The sequence below is a fragment of the Pseudomonas sp. LBUM1664 genome (genome assembly GCF_059695895.1).
The window spans coordinates 4,258,928-4,273,569 of the sequence record NZ_CP166791.1 but is presented as its reverse complement, the minus strand read 5'-3'; the positions used below and the strand labels follow the sequence as shown (position 1 = coordinate 4,273,569).

Annotated in this window: 16 protein-coding genes and 1 pseudogene; 6 read left to right on the top strand and 11 right to left on the bottom strand. The window is 56.2% G+C overall.

Annotated elements, in window-relative coordinates:
* Nucleotides 1-14: 14 nt before the first annotated feature.
* Genes ACA047_RS19700 through ACA047_RS19690 form a run of 3 tightly spaced genes read left to right on the top strand, consistent with a single transcriptional unit; the run spans nt 15 to nt 2,648 of the window.
* Nucleotides 15-1,655, top strand: a complete 1,641-nt coding sequence (locus ACA047_RS19700; RefSeq protein WP_497352127.1) for a tail fiber domain-containing protein — start codon at nt 15-17, stop codon at nt 1,653-1,655.
* A 58-nt stretch (nt 1,656-1,713) separates the two neighbouring features.
* Entirely contained in the window at nt 1,714-2,139 is a 426-nt protein-coding gene (locus tag ACA047_RS19695) for a cell wall hydrolase (RefSeq protein WP_497352125.1), read from the top strand.
* Entirely contained in the window at nt 2,136-2,648 is a 513-nt protein-coding gene (locus ACA047_RS19690; RefSeq protein WP_497352123.1) for a lysis system spanin subunit, read from the top strand. Before ACA047_RS19695 ends, ACA047_RS19690 begins: the two co-directional genes overlap by 4 nt.
* Before the next feature lie 18 nt (nt 2,649-2,666).
* Here ACA047_RS19690 and ACA047_RS19685 read toward each other — a convergent pair whose 3' ends face one another.
* The 9 genes and pseudogenes from ACA047_RS19685 to ACA047_RS19645 all read right to left on the bottom strand — a co-directional run bounded on the left by ACA047_RS19685 (nt 2,667) and on the right by ACA047_RS19645 (nt 9,019).
* Nucleotides 2,667-3,026 (bottom strand): response regulator, encoded by a 360-nt coding sequence (locus ACA047_RS19685; RefSeq protein ID WP_497360448.1) that lies wholly within the window; start codon nt 3,024-3,026, stop codon nt 2,667-2,669.
* 1,031 nt (nt 3,027-4,057) lie between these two features.
* A pseudogene (gene tnpC, locus ACA047_RS19680) lies at nt 4,058-5,605 on the bottom strand (IS66 family transposase).
* 81 nt (nt 5,606-5,686) lie between these two features.
* Nucleotides 5,687-6,022 (bottom strand): IS66 family insertion sequence element accessory protein TnpB, encoded by a 336-nt coding sequence (tnpB, locus tag ACA047_RS19675; RefSeq protein WP_201189253.1) that lies wholly within the window; start codon nt 6,020-6,022, stop codon nt 5,687-5,689.
* The gene (tnpA, locus tag ACA047_RS19670; protein WP_207203826.1) at nt 6,019-6,351 is read right to left on the bottom strand and encodes an IS66-like element accessory protein TnpA; all 333 of its coding nucleotides are present in this window, start codon (nt 6,349-6,351) and stop codon (nt 6,019-6,021) included. The genes tnpB and tnpA overlap by 4 nt, the downstream gene beginning before the upstream one ends.
* 324 nt (nt 6,352-6,675) lie before the next feature.
* The gene (locus ACA047_RS19665; protein WP_497352121.1) at nt 6,676-6,885 is read right to left on the bottom strand and encodes a hypothetical protein; all 210 of its coding nucleotides are present in this window, start codon (nt 6,883-6,885) and stop codon (nt 6,676-6,678) included.
* Nucleotides 6,886-7,333: 448 nt separating this feature from the next.
* Complete coding sequence (locus tag ACA047_RS19660) at nt 7,334-7,564, bottom strand: hypothetical protein (RefSeq protein ID WP_497352119.1); 231 nt, start codon at nt 7,562-7,564, stop codon at nt 7,334-7,336.
* Between the two features lie 41 nt (nt 7,565-7,605).
* Nucleotides 7,606-7,812: a hypothetical protein gene (locus ACA047_RS19655; RefSeq protein WP_497352117.1), complete on the bottom strand. Its 207-nt coding sequence runs from the start codon at nt 7,810-7,812 to the stop codon at nt 7,606-7,608.
* 585 nt (nt 7,813-8,397) lie between these two features.
* Nucleotides 8,398-8,721 carry a DUF2388 domain-containing protein gene (locus tag ACA047_RS19650; RefSeq protein WP_497352115.1) on the bottom strand — a complete coding sequence of 108 codons (324 nt, stop codon included), beginning with the start codon at nt 8,719-8,721 and terminating at the stop codon, nt 8,398-8,400.
* A 97-nt stretch (nt 8,722-8,818) separates the two neighbouring features.
* Entirely contained in the window at nt 8,819-9,019 is a 201-nt protein-coding gene (locus tag ACA047_RS19645) for a hypothetical protein (protein ID WP_007895617.1), read from the bottom strand.
* A 1,101-nt stretch (nt 9,020-10,120) separates the two neighbouring features.
* Here ACA047_RS19645 and ACA047_RS19640 point away from each other — a divergent pair.
* Nucleotides 10,121-10,831: an AzlC family ABC transporter permease gene (locus ACA047_RS19640; protein WP_497352113.1), complete on the top strand. Its 711-nt coding sequence runs from the start codon at nt 10,121-10,123 to the stop codon at nt 10,829-10,831.
* The gene (locus ACA047_RS19635; protein ID WP_497352111.1) at nt 10,828-11,136 is read left to right on the top strand and encodes an AzlD family protein; all 309 of its coding nucleotides are present in this window, start codon (nt 10,828-10,830) and stop codon (nt 11,134-11,136) included. Before ACA047_RS19640 ends, ACA047_RS19635 begins: the two co-directional genes overlap by 4 nt.
* A gap of 62 nt (nt 11,137-11,198) precedes the next feature.
* On the opposite strand, the gene ACA047_RS19630 is transcribed toward ACA047_RS19635, so the two are convergent.
* Complete coding sequence (locus ACA047_RS19630) at nt 11,199-11,405, bottom strand: hypothetical protein (protein WP_497352109.1); 207 nt, start codon at nt 11,403-11,405, stop codon at nt 11,199-11,201.
* A gap of 443 nt (nt 11,406-11,848) precedes the next feature.
* Between ACA047_RS19630 and ACA047_RS19625 the strand changes: the two genes are divergently transcribed.
* A complete protein-coding gene (locus tag ACA047_RS19625) occupies nt 11,849-12,412 on the top strand; it encodes an anti-virulence regulator CigR family protein (protein ID WP_497352107.1) in 564 nt (187 codons plus the stop codon).
* A 55-nt stretch (nt 12,413-12,467) separates the two neighbouring features.
* Here ACA047_RS19625 and ACA047_RS19620 read toward each other — a convergent pair whose 3' ends face one another.
* Nucleotides 12,468-14,312, bottom strand: coding sequence for a sigma-54-dependent Fis family transcriptional regulator (locus tag ACA047_RS19620; RefSeq protein ID WP_497352105.1), 1,845 nt, complete (start codon nt 14,310-14,312; stop codon nt 12,468-12,470).
* Between the last annotated feature and the right edge of the window lie 330 nt (nt 14,313-14,642).

Here is a 14,642-nt window from a genome sequence, read left to right as displayed (position 1 = left end):
CAAAGGAATAAACCATGCCCTGGTACAAATCGGGAACGGTCTCTGTCACCCTGAATTCCAATGTCGTTACCGGCTCAGGAACTGCGTTTATTGCGAACTGCCGCGTCGGCGATGCATTCCGTGGCCCAGATGGCCGGTGGTATGAAGTCACCAACGCGTCGAGCAATACGGCGCTTTCCATCGATCCAGCATACCTTGGTGCAACCGTGTCCGGCGGCGGTTACGCACTGGCGCCAATGCAGGGCTACGTCAAGGATTCTGCGGATGCGTTGCGGGCGCTGGTCAACACCTGGGGGGCGCAGCTCGCAGCCCTGGGCACCACGGGCAACTATGATGTCCTGCCGGTGAGCAAAGGCGGCACCGGTGGCACGAGCCAACCCACTGCGCGCAGCGGCCTTGGTCTTGGAAATGCCGCTGTTGCGACTTTGCAAACCAGCCCGTCGGACACCACGGCAGGCCGGCCTATGACGCCTGGAGCCTTTGGCATTGGGGGGGCGACAATACCGATCCTAGAATCCGACCTTGATGTCGAACGGGTGAATGGTCGCTACAACGTTCAGGCGAGCAATGCGGGTAAACTCCCGGTAAACGCAAACGGATACCTTACGCACTGGAACAACCCTAGTACGGGCTACGCTTTCCAGACATTCAGGCCGGTGACCGGAACACGGGAGTACACAAGAACACAAGTCGCAGGTACTTGGGGCGCCTGGGTTATTGATGCTCAAGGTGTAGTGCCTGTAGTTCAGGGTGGTACCGGTGGTACCGATCAAGCCACTGCTCGTACTGGTCTAGGGTTGGGAACCGCGGCTACGCAGAACACTGGTACCTCCGGCGCGACAGTCCCACTGCTAAACGGTACCAATAGCTGGAGTGGTGCCCAAACATTTTTAGGGGTCAATACTTTCGGGGCCACAGGTGCAGCACCCGTAATGGGCGTACAAGTTTCGTCTACTCAAGGCCGCATATACATGATGCAAGAAACAGCCCTGAGTATGCTAGCGTCCGTAAACAGCCCCAACTCTGCTTTCCAGCCCCTGAAGATAGCCAGCAACAATACTTTCCCACACGCGGATAACTACGCAAACTTCGGGAATGGAACGTTCAGATGGGCTGGTATATTCGCCGCATCAGGCACAATCAACACTTCGGACGCCCGGGAGAAAACGGAAGTCGCCCCGCTCACCGAAGCAGAGTTGTCTGCCGCTAAGGTATTGGCAAAAGAAGTCGGCACTTATAAGTGGCTGGCCTCTATCGACAGTAAAGGCGATGAAGCGCGCATGCACGTCGGTATGACCGTGCAGCGCGTAATGGAAATAATGAGTTCGTACGGGCTTAACCCGCTTGAGTACGCGTTTATTTGTTACGACGAGTGGCCAGGAAGGGAAGAGCTGTTTACTGAGACCGCAACTGGAAACGTGTATTTCCAAGGAGAATTGGTGGCGTCTGACGTTGACTTATCCACCTTTGAACCGTACGCAAGTGACGATGCGTACACGTGGGAAGAGACGTCGCGAGTAAAGCTGGTAACGCAGGAAGCTGCACCAGCTGGTAATAGGTACGGCTTCCGTTACGACCAACTAGCCCTTTTCATTGCCCGTGGACAGGAAGAGCGCATAGCTCGCCTTGAGGCGCGGCTGATTCCTGCCGCGTAAACGATCCACCGTATGACGGCCCGCCATCGAGCGGGATTTTTTTGCCTGGAGAAAAGTGATGACTGCAACCGAGAAGGACCGCGACATCCTCGCGCGCACGCTGTACGGCGAGGCCAGGGGGGAGGGATTGGCCGGCCAGATCGCCGTGGCCTGGACCATCCGCAACCGTGTGTTCGACGGCAAGGATAAGTCCTGGTGGGGAGAGGGCTACGCCGGTGTATGCCTGAAGCCGTACCAGTTCAGCTGCTGGAACAAGAACGACCCGAACTATCCCTACCTGAGTGGCGCGAAGGAAATCCCACCGAAGCAGTTCGCCCAGGCCCAGCGAGCGGCCGACCTGGTGATCTCCGCCGCCGAGCCAGATATGACTCGCGGGGCGACCCACTATTACGCGACCACCATGCCGAAGCCGCCGGCCTGGACCAAGGGCGCCACGCAAACCTTGCGTCTGGGCAATCACATCTTCTTCAAGGATGTGCCATGAGTCCCGCGGCGCTGAAGGCGCTGGCCGTTGGTGTGCTGGTGCTCCTGCTACTCGCCGTGGGCGTGACCTGGAAGGTCCAGGACTGGCGATACGGCAAGCAGTTGGCAGAGCAGGCCGGCCTGCACCAATCCGACCTCGACAAAATCAGCAGCGCGGCCGCCGCCCAGGTCCAGGCGGAGCAGGGCAAGCGACTGGCGCTGGAACAGCGGCTGTCGACCAGCGAACAAACCCACCACAAGGAACTGAGCGATGCTCAAAATAATCAGGCTCGCCTCCGTGATCGCCTTGCCACTTCTGATTTACGGCTGTCAGTCCTCCTCGACGAGGATTCAGCCGGTAGCAACGCAGTGCCTGCCACCACCAGCACCGGCGGCGTGGTTCATGGAAGGGCAAGAGCCCAACTTGACCCAGCGCATGCTCAACGAATTATCGCCATCACCGACGACGGCGACCGGGGGCTGATCAAGCTGGCGGCGTGCCAGGCGTATGTGAGGGAGCTGTACAGGTAATTTGGCCGAGGAACCACGCTATAGCAGGGATTCCTTCAGTCCTAGCACTGGGGGGCGGCTGGCGAAGAGAGCAATTGCGATGCTCGACTCTAACTGATCCAGCGTGAAGGGTTTATGCAGATAAATCGCGGACGGTGGGATTTCCGTTTCATTTATGGGATAGCCAGAAGTGAGAATCGCAGGTGTAGATGGCCAGGTCTCTTCTATTGCGCGAAGGAATTCAGACCCTGTCATCCCTCCAGGGAGCCCGTAGTCCGCAATGATCAGAGCGCAACAACCTTTGATCTTTTTGAGGTGCGTCAGTGCTGAGACTGCATTGTCGAAAACGACCGAGGAAAAGCCAATCTCAGTTAGTATTTCCTCTAAAAGCGTCTGGATCAGTGTATGCGTCCGGGCATCCCGTCTTGCACCCTGGGAGAGCAGGAAAACAGAGGTAACACATGGGTCAGTTCGTATAATTACATTAGACGGTGTTTTAACTGATTTCTGTCCCCCAAATTTGGCACTGATTCGAGAGTGTTTTCAGCCACCCTCCATCGGTTTGCCGGAATTCAATTGGCCATGTTTTAGCTTTGGCTTGGCCCCCCTTGCGTGACCAGGCAACCGGAGCCCCATGCTGGTTTGACCAGTGCAGGCGTGAATGAACCTGAATTGGGTCCATGTGCGCCACGACAATATCGCCTTCGGTGCGATATGAGTGCTGATCTGGGTTGTGTCGGGGCGTTAGGGGTGGCGTCCGGGTTGAGATGGTGTGGCGTAGGTGCGTCTACGGTGCTTTCAGTTGAAAGTCGTCGAGAAATAGACGGTGTTTTTTAGGTGCGGATTAGGGCTCGCTGAGTGCTCAGTGGGTGCTTATAAGGGTTGGGTGAGTGTGGTGCGGGGCGTTCCTGGGTTTATATGGATCGGTGATGGTGCCGGTCGGGGCAGAGCGCGCACCCAAAGCACCCAAACTGCCAAGAAGGATGTTGACGGAGGGAAGCCTGCTCGGTTCCCTCCGAAAATAGCTGAGTTGTCCGAGAATTTTGCGGAACAGTTTCGTGTGTCGATCATCACGAGAGGCGACACGTTGCTGCACCTGATTGACCACTACATACGGCGAACCTTCGACAACGGGCGGAGGATGCCGCCTCAAGTTTGCAAAAGGCTATCGACCTCTTCCCCGTTGTTAGCGAAGGGCTTCGCTACCCCGTCAAGGTCACCAGGAGCGCCGGGAAATCTCTACCTTGCGCTCAGAAGCAAAGGTGGTGGCACAGACTCGTTGGCCTGGCTGATGGAAATCGAAACGGGGCAGCTATCCGCATATTGATTCCATTGATTGGCCAGGCGGGTGCAGAACAGATGCTCGATGCGCTGAATAAAGTGCAGGAGGTTTCGGATGAAAGTGCGGCCGGGCATACCGTCTTGCGCAACTAAACCGGTTGCCATCTATGCGGCAGCAGTTCGGCAATCGCACTCGCCCGCTGCGTCGGCAGGCGCGTGAGGACGTCCTTCAAATAAGCATACGGATCATGTCCGTTGAGCCGTGCCGATTGGATCAAGCTCATGATCGCGGCTGCACGTTTGCCACTGCGCAGTGACCCAGCGAACAGCCAATTTTTGCGACCTAACGCCCATGGCCGAATCTGGTTCTCGGCCCAATTATTGTCAATGGGTACGGCACCGTCATCGAGATAGCGCGACAGCGCCGTCCAACGTTTGAGGCTGTAATCCAGAGCCTTGCTAATAGCCGAGCCGTCGTGCACGAGCTGGCGCTGGGCGATCATCCAGGCATGCAAAGCGTCCATCACCGGTACGGCTTTTTCTTGCCGTATTCGGCGGCGTAAATCCGGTTCCAGGTCGCGGACTTCATGCTCTATTTCGTACAGCCGCTGGATGTACCTCAAGGCCTGCTCGGCAAGCTGGCTCTTGTTGGTGGCGTGCAGCTCGAAGAACTTGCGCCGCGCATGAGCCATGCAGCCGATCTCGGTCACGCCGAGTTCAAAGCTGGCCTTGTAGCCGCCAAAATCATCTCAGACCAGCTTGCCCTTCCAGTCTTGCAGGAAGTTGCGGGCGTGTTCTCCGGCGCGGCTAGGGCTGAAGTCGTAAACCACCGCCGCCAATTCCGAGAACTGGCTGGTGGCGTAGGCCCAGACATAGGCTCGATGGGTTTTCTTCGCACCCGGCGTGAGCATCTGCACCGGCGTTTCATCGGCGTGGATTACGCCATGTTCGAGGACAGTATTACGCAGGGCATCGACCAGCGGCTGTAACTGCACGCCACAGTTGCCGACCCATTGCGCCAGGGTCGAACGCGCGATAGCCAAACCGGCTCGACCAAAAATCGATTCCTGGCGATAGAGCGGTAGATGGTCGGCGAACTTCGCGATCATGACGTGGGCCAGCAGCCCCGCGGTCGGGATGCCTTTGTCGATGACCTGCGCCGGAACCGGTGCCTGGATCAGGGTTTCGCACTGATCGCAGACCCACTTGCCACGGATGTGCCGCTCAACGGTGAACACGCCCGGCGTGTAGTCGAGTTTCTCGCTGACATCCTCGCCGATACGCTTGAGAGCGCAGCCGCACTGGCAATGGCTGTTGTCGGGTTCGTGGTGGATCAGAGTGCGCGGAAACTGCGGCGGCAAGGCGGTGCGTTTAGGTTTTTGCCGAACCTCGGTCGAAGCGGGAGCAAGTTTCAGCGCTTCAAGTTCAGCCTCGATGGCCGCAATGTCGGTGTCGATCAGGTCATCGAGCAGGCTGGCTTGATCCGGGCTCAGTTGCTCGCTGCGCTTGGCAAACTTGAAGCGCTTGAGTTGCGCAATCTCGTGGGTCAGCTTTTCGATAACCGTTTGGTCGCGGTGGATCTTCTTACCCATTGTCTCGATTTTCTGATCGAGACTCTCGACACGCTGCATCAACTGCGCCGCCAGAGCACGCAGTTGTTCAGGGTTTAGTTGGTCGAGATTGGGCAGTGAAGTCATGCCGCCGATTTTGCCAGAGCAGGCTAAAACCGACGATAGGCTCATCGGACAATTGCACGGCCTGGGTGGCCATGGCAGGTGTTATACGATGGAAATCGCGCTGCCAGGCCCGACTCTTTGCCAAGGCAAACCCAGCACCAGGGCATGTAGCTGTTCGGCACCCAATTCTATCTGAGAGCCGTGTCGAGAACCCGGCCAGAAGAACTTGCCTTGATGCAGGCGGCGCGCTACCAGCCAGATACCCAACCCGTCGTGCACCAGCACCTTGATGCGCGTGGCGCGGCGATTGGCAAACAGATAAGCACAGTGCGGCTGCGCCGCACCGAACACTGCAACCACCCGCGCCAGCGCGGTTTCGGTGCCGGCGCGCATGTCCATCGGCTCGGTGGCGAGCCAGATGGAGTCGATGCGGATCATCGCAACAGGTCTCGCAGAAAGGTGGCGCAGGCAGCGGCGCTTTCGGTCGGCCAGTTCACTTTCACGGTGCCGCGCGGGTGTGGGATTTCGAGGCAGATAGTCGATGACGCGGCTTGCGAATTTGCTCCGGCTAACTGCAAGGGCAGCGGAATGAAAGCAGGTTGCAGCGCCATGGCTTTCTGCGTTTGCACTCGAATCCATTTATGGACGAGGTTCGCGTTGAGGCTGTGGCTCAGCGCAACGCTGGCAATCGAGGCCCCGGGCTGGGAGCACTCTTGAATGACCTGGGCCTTGAAGGATTTGGAGTAGGAACGGCGTTGTGGCTGCATGAAAGACCCGCTTAAAAGGCTAGAAATGGTGTCCACTTAAATCAGGTGGACACCATCGCCTTTGGCGTCGGGGTCAGGAAGGTGTGTTGGCCGGACGCATACGGATCAGTGGATTGTCTTCAACGACAATTACGTCTCCAGAGGCATGCTGTAGCTCATTCCAATTTACCTTCATCCCAAGGATTCCTTCTCCAACTGTCCTGGATTGAGATTTTCCAGTGTAAGCGCTTTTAAGCGGCGGGATAGGGGGCTTTCTGACGAGTTGGTGAGGATGCAGAGAAATACCGTTTGGGTAGCCAATGTGCCAGCTTTCGCCTATTGCGGTCACTCCGGTGTCATCAGGACCGCAAGCGCCATCTTGATGAACTCCTCGTTCTTATCGATGGTGTTCAGGGCGCCCCGCACGTTGTCGGCGACCTCGGCGGAGCCATGCTGCCCCACCCAGTTGGAAAGCTCCATGACGGCCGCCTCAAGGGCAAGCTGGTTCTCGTTGATTTTGTAGAGCAGGGAAGGGAGCAGGTCTGAGTTTGGCATAGACGATTCCTCCGTGGATGAAGAATAGCGTAGCAGTGCAGGGGTGGGATGTTCGGTCGGCAGGACGCCGGGGGAGGGCGCTAAATCTGTCTAATACCAGCTCTGCCTTGCTCGGTTTTATTGGTCCGAAAGGCGCTTAAATCGTGGTGGCGTTTTAGACAATCTTCAATGCATACCCTTGAAATACGTGACCTGTAGGCCTTTTCCGCTTCTACTGCTGCATTACTGAGGTGTGATCTTGTGCTGGACTTTCGTTCGGTAGGACGCCGGAGATGGCTGGGCCAATTTATCGGGGAATGACGGAGTGCAGCGGGGAATCCTTGGGGCCGGGCCTTTGAATTCAAAGGCCGATCCCCCGGGAGAACCCATGTAGACGTCATAATTGAATGTCGCGTCTACTCACTCGAAGGGGTGTAGTCGACCTCAAGCTAAACCACCAAAGCGTGATTCAGCGTGATTCTGATTTTACCGGTTGTCCACATTTTCTACATGTTGCTTGAGTTATGTTTGGTTCCGTTTTACCGCCACCGGACCAGCTTGTTTCAAAATGCTGAAAATCTACTCTGCTCTGCCAATACGAGCCACCCCAGCCAGAGCCCTTATCAAGAACTTTCTGTTCTTCCTCAATTCGGCAGCCTTCACATGTAAGTTTGTGAATTGTTTGGTCGATGACTCCCATGTTTTCTCCTTGATTTCTTAACTACTATTGGCCGATTGCAGTCACTCTGGCGTCATCAGGACCGCTAGCGTCATCTTCATGAATTCCTCATTTCGGTCGATTGCGTCCAGGGCGCTGCGAACGTTGTCGGCGACATCCGCCGCGCCGCGCTGCTCAACCCAATTCGTGAGTTCCATGATGGCGGCTTCCAGGGCGCGCTGGTTCATTGAGCTTGAACAGCAGGGAGGGAGTAGGTCTGGATTTGGCATGAGCTTTTCCTCCGTGGACGAGGAAAGCGTAGCAGTCGGTAAGCTAGTCTGGATGGGGGTTATTCAGTCGGCAGAAAGCCAGGGAAGGGGGAACCACTGTAGGAATATACAACGCTAAGCTATTGATTCTTATAGGGTGATATGTCGGTTTTCAACCTGTCGTAAAACTACTATTTTCCTTTATAGATCAATTGCTTGCGTAGGTTTCGTGGTCACCTTGACATGGTGGGGGTCGTTGGTTCGAGTCCAATCGCGCCTACCAAACAAAATCCGCTCTGCTGGGCGGTCTAGAAGGGCTCACCGAAAGGTGGGCCCTTTTTTGTTGTCTGCGATTTGCAAAACTTTTGCAAAACCCCACCTCACAACGCCAATTCGGCGCCCAGCCGCCTTTCGGCAAGCTTGGCTGTACGCTCCTCCTGTGCCAGCCATGCCAGATCTACGTTATTCCACTGGCCGGCAAGTCCAGCCAGGTCTGTCATTTGCGTTGTTGGCTGCCTGGCGCAAACTGCGCAGGAACCAGGAATCCGGATAGATGCCCAGAAGCGGCTCGAGGGCGGGGCGTAGAGAAATCCGGAAGGAGAGCGCTCAGTAAGACGACACTATCGCCAAGGCCAGCTGCTGATCAGTCATGTGCGGCTGACTATAGGTCGACTGATAGTACCGAACTGCTTGCTCAAATTGAGAGCCACGGATCTCGCCATCTGAGCCTATGAAGGCAAGCGAATCAGCCTTGGCAGGCTTGAAGTTTTTTGCAGCTAGCGCAGAAAGTCCGGTTGTTCCTGAAAGGAGGAATGTTGGAGCCAGCGTTATCATCATCATCGAGTTTTGATACGAGCCCTTATCTTCTGCAACGGCTTGAGCGCTGGTCAATGCCAGGATGGCAATACCCAGTGTTTTCAATGAATCCATTCCTAACTGCTTCCCTGAGGCTTGGTTTTGACGGCGCAACGATAGCAGAGTAGGGCACCTATCAGAACCAAGAGTCCGACGCTGGGCCGGGCACGTTTCAATGAAGAACCCTGCGGCTCTCTCCAATCCTAATCCGATCGAGCGCCCTGTTTAAAGCATCTAAGGCATCGAGTAGGGCTTTCGCCTCAGCTTCCCGACCATCGCCCCAGAGGCGCTCGGCCATTTTGTTCAGTGCCTGGATAGAGCGCTCAATGTCAGCAGCTGTCGCTGCTTTGCTTTCCTGATGTTTCTTTGGCATTGATCAACCCTTCCTCGGGGCATTGCTTCATTGCTTGTTCACCCTGGCGCCGAAGTCAGCATCTGTGCTTCAAGTGCGATGCCTGTTTTTACGAAAGGTAATCTTCAGCCAAGAATTAATGAGTCCTCATCGAATGAGCTTATTGATGAGGTCGATAGAGAGAGTAGGCTTCGCGAAATTCGCGTGAGTAATTTTAGGAAGTTGCTCGACGTTATCTCTGTACTTAAACCAACGGGTGGAACTCTTGTAGATGTTGGCTGTGTGCATGGCTGGTTTGTAGAAACAGTCATGCCTAAATTTGACGTACTTGGAATTGAGCCAGATGTGGGGGTATTTAAATCCTACGCTGGGGGAGCTGGGAACTCTATCGAAGGTCGTTATCTATTGCATGATCGCTGCATCTCTGCCGATTCTGCGTCTCCTGCCAAGCGACATTATCTACATCGTTGCCGAAAAGGCGTAGGGCGTCCACCAGCCCCAAAACAGGGCCGCTTCGCGCCCCAGCGGGAGCAAGCTCCCTCGCCACGGGTTATTGCTCGCCGCTATTGCTCTTAACTGACCGGAATGAGTCTGTATGCTGGGCTTTTTTTTGTTTCTGCCTTACGCCTCCGGCTTGCCTGGAGGCGCGCACCTGGCATGAAATTTTTCCTGTTTTGATCAACCCAACAGACCCCGATAGAGGTCGTCATTGGTCGGCTATTCGTCTAGAACGGGGGGTTTGGGCGTCTCAAGGGTTGCCTCACAGGTTTATGGCGACTACCCTGAAAATGTTCGGATTGTTACAAACAATTTTCGGTGTGACGATTTAAGGTCAACCAACTTAAGGACGAGGTGAAAAATATGTTTTCTCATGAGGGCATTGCGATAGAGGTGTTGCTGTTCATTTTCGGCTCGGTTGGATTGCTTTTGGTGCTGTGGTTTTTTCATGCCTACTTTGAGCGAAAATCTAAAAAAGTTGTAAAAAAACAATATTATCGTAGTCAGAACGGTTAAGTGTTGAGTCGACGGGGGGGGCGAAGCCCATGCCAAGGTTTCTCCCGCAGACGCCAAGGCCGCATACTGTCGGCCTTTTCCACGGCCGATATTTTAAGAGGCGATGTCTTGTCGAACGTTGAACCGCATCTGCATGAATTGAAGCTGGATCACATTTATGACGGTTTCAAACAGCTAATCCCCATTTCGCTTTTTGTCATTGTGTTCGGGGTCGCTTTTGGTTTGGCTGCTGCGCAAACAGGTTTGAGTGATGTGTCAGCCGTTCTCATGAGCACCTTGGTATTCGCTGGTGCCTCACAATTTGCCGCGCTGGATTTGTGGGGCCAGCAAGTACCGATCGTTCCGCTGATCATCACTGTGTTCGCCATCAATGCCCGGCATCTGTTGATGGGCGCGACGCTCTACCCTTGGTTACGGGAGTTACCGGTGGCTAAACGCTACGGCGTGATGCTGGTTGTCTCGGATGCGAACTGGGCCATGGCGATGCAGGCATTAAGCCGTGGGAAGCCGGGGCTTGGGCTTTTGTTCGGGGGAGGTCTTGCGCTCTGGTTAGCCTGGATACTGGGCAGTTGGCTGGGGCTTCATTTTGGCAGTGCCATTAAAAATCCCGTCAGTTTCGGGCTCGACATGGTGATGGGGTGTTTCTTGTTGGCGATGGTCGTGGGTGGGAAGAAGAACCTGCGCATGTTCATTATCTGGACGGTGGCGGCCTGCTCTTCGCTGATGGCTTACTGGTATTTGCCGGCGAACAGTCATGTCGTGGTTGGCGCTTTGGCGGGCGGTATTCTGGGCGCAGTGTGGATGGAGAAGAAACAATGACTATCGAGACGGCAGGTTATGGCACGCTGGTCATCATATTGATCATGGCCATCGTGACACTGGCGACTCGGTGGGGTGGCGTTTTCGTGATGTCGTTCGTGCCAATCAACTATCGGGTACAGCAGTTCATCACCGCCATGTCTGGCTCGGTATTGGTGGCAGTCCTGGCCCCGATGGCGGTTAAAGGTGATAACGGCGCTCGGCTGGCGTTGCTGGCCACGGCAATCATCATGTTGATACTGAAAAAGCCTCTGCCAGCGATTGCGGCCGGAATACTTGCAGCCGCTTTAGCCAGGCAATTTTGAAACGCGAGTCATCTCGAGTCGCCCGCTCACAAGCGGGCGATGAGTTCCAATCAACGCTCAGGTCAAAAATTCAGAGCAACTGCCTCCCCGAACGAGTGATCCTGTACCCCGGCCATAAAGTGCAGCGGCATCTCCTGTTTCGACTCAACCGGCGTCATTTCAAAACTGCCAACTATCTGGCCGTGAAGTGCACTCAACCGGGTCGACTCCTCTTCCTTTGCCTTTGCCATTCTCGCGTGGTTCGCTGCGATTTCGTTGAGAGTTGACACGGTACATCTCCGTTTGCTGACCAAGCATTGATTAATTTGTCGCCGCGTCAGAATTACGTTGTTCTGGGCTGCTAAGACAGGCCAGTGCAAACCCTAAGCCAGACGTGGCCGCGTAATACTCGCTGCGGCTCACAGCCGACGAATGGCGGCGCAGAGCGTTCATCAGGCGCCCAGACACTCAACGACAGCGGCAACGTTTCAACGATGCCTCAAGAATAAGTCACTGATAATACAAGCCGACACACCCGAATCCGGGGGCGGCCAGCCGTGAGAGGAACATTGAAATGAAAAAGGCCAGGTAATCCTTGCGCATAGGGCTCATTGATAGCGTTTTTTACAGAGCGGGCATCTGGGCAAATGAGCGACGTGCAACATGATATGGAACTAATATCACCGGCAGCCTCTATATTCGCAGGGATATCCCTTTTTTGAGAGAACCACCAATGTTCAAATCGCGCTCGTTGATTGCTGCGGTTACCTGCTTCGCCCTTGTGGCGGGGTCGGCGTCTGTTGTTGCAGACCCGGGTAACGGCAATGGAAACCCTGAATACGATCAAGGTCAGGGTCCCGGTCAAGGTCCTGGGCAAGGTCAGGGGCAAGGTCAGGGGCCTGGACAAGGAGGCAAAGGTGGGCCGGGCAACCAGGGTGGTCAAGGAAATCCCGGCAATATGGGTCACCAGGGCGGCAAGGGTAACGGCCCCGGTGGCGGTGGCGGCGGGGGTGATCGGCATAACGGCCCCAGTATCGACCGGGGCGGCGTTGTCGGCATGATCGGCGGCCATCGTGATTATTGGAAGCCCGGCCCGCCGCTGGCGCCGGGTGTCCGGAAAAACCTCGTTCGCGGCAAGCCGATGCCACCAGGTATCGCCAAGAGGCTGGACCGGCGCATGCTGGGGCAGTTGCCGCACTACGATGGTTACGAGTGGCGCCAGGCGGGCCCTGACTTGATTCTGGTGGCGATCACCAGCGGCATCATCTATGAAGTGTTTAGCGGTGCCTTCAATTAAGTAAGACACCGTTCAAGTGATGCACACAGCAGCCTCTTCGGAGGCTGTTTTTGTATCAGTTTTCGAGCTGTCGCAGACGCTTGTACAAGGTGTTTCGGCTGACTCCCAGCCGTCGCGCCAGGTGCGAAATATTCCCGCCCACCGCTTGCAATTGGCGGTTCAGATCCTCGGCATCGTTTAGGTCCACCGTCAGCGGCTCGGGCGTTTCCAACGGTTCCATTTCAAGGTCGACAAAGAAATCATCGGGCAAGTGTTCTGGGCGGATAGGCTGTTCCTCGGCCATCGCCAGGGCCACTTGCAACACGCTGCTGACCTGCCGCAGGTTGCCCGGCCACGGGTGGCGTTCGAACAGTTCCAGTACCTCGCGGCTCAGGCCGGCCCATTGGGTCGGTTCGCGGTGGTGTTCCCAGAGGCGTTTGAACAGGGCCTGCTTGTCGCTGCGTTCGCGCAGGGGCGGCAGTTCCAGAGTCAGGCCGCCGATGCGGTAGTAGAGGTCTTCGCGGAACCGGCCCAGTTGCACCTGTTCGCGCAGCGAGCGGTTGGTGGCGGAGATGATGCGAATGTCCACCGGGAACAGCTCGGCGCTGCCCACCGGTTGCACGCAACGCTCCTGCAATACCCGCAGCAGCCGGGCCTGGGTCGGCAGGGGCATGTCGCCGATTTCATCGAGGAACAGCGTGCCGCGGTCGGCCTTGCGAATCAGGCCGATGCTGCCTTTCTGGTTGGCGCCGGTGAAGGCGCCTTTTTCGTAACCGAACAATTCCGATTCCACCAGCTCGGCGGGGATCGCCGCGCAGTTGACCGCAATGAACGGCTGCTTGCAGCGGGAACTGGCCTGGTGCAAGGCTTTGACGAACACTTCCTTGCCTACGCCGGTCTCGCCGTGGATCAGCAGCGGGATGTCCTTTTCCAGTAAACGCTCGGCCTGGCGCACGGCTTTTTCCACGCGGCTGTCGCCGAAGTGCAGGGTGTTGAGGCTGATGACGTGGCTGGCGGGAGTCGGCGCGGGCGCTGGTTCAGTGAAGACGCGCGCCTTGATCGACACCAGGTTCGGGCGCCTGAGCACGCACTGGAAACGATTGCTCCCGGCCGCTTGCAGGGCGAACGGCAGGCCGTCGGGCTGGTTCAGCAGCTCCAGCAACGAGACCTTGAACAGGCTCTCGATGCTGATCCGCGACAGGCTCAGGCCCAGCAGGTTGTCGGCCCGGCGGTTGGCTGAGAGGACCTGACCGCTCTCATCGAAAATCAGCAGCCCGGCCCATTGGCTGTCGAGGTTGTTCAAGCCGGTGTTGAAGGTCAGTTGGAAGTGTTCACCGCGAAACAGGTTGAGGATCAGCCGGTTCTCCACGGTCTGGCTCATCATCTTAACCATGCCCAACGTATGGGAGGGCGGCAGGTAGCTGTCGCTGGAGACGTCCAGCACCGCGATGACCTTGCGCTCGACGTCGAAGATCGGCGCGGCGGAGCCGGTCATGAAACGGTTGGCCTTGAGGAAGTGTTCGTCGTGCTCGATGTGCACCGCCTGCTCACAGGCCAGTGCGGTGCCGATGGCGTTGGTGCCGGTGCAGCGCTCCATCCAGCTCGCCCCGGCGCTGAAGCCATGGGCCAGTTTCGGCTCGATGAAACGTTGAGTGCCCCAGGAAGTCAGCACCTGGCCCTGGTTGTCAGCCAGCATGATCAGGCAATTGGAATTACTGAGGATGTTCTCGTAATACGGCAGGACTTCCTGGTGGGTGGTCTGCACCAGTGAATGCTGGCTCTCCAGCAACTGGGCGATGCCTTCGGCGGGCAACTGATCAAAGGCCGGCGGGCTCTGATGGCTCAGTCCAAAAGCGCGACAACGGGACCAAGAGGCTTGGATGATGGCCTCGTGGGACAAGGCTGGAGCAGGTGCGGCCATGGGGCACTCTCGCAGATGCTGTTTTTATTGTTGTGATAAGTCTCGCACATTACTCCTTGTGCTGGGGCAGGCCTAAATCCACTTAAAGCACAGACCTTTGTGGGAGGAACCAAGTCAGGCTAGCCGAAAACATCCATTCAGTGTTGTTCAAATTTGTTCATTGTCAAGTTGTTCACTGTTCAATTGTTCATTTCTGGTTGTTCACTTCTGTTCATCAACGAATGTCAATTTTCCTGAAAATGAAATAAAAGCCAGCCTTATCAATGGCTTGTGATTTATGGCACGGCTTTCGCTTTGAAGCTCGGGTCGCTTGACTCCAAATAATAAAAA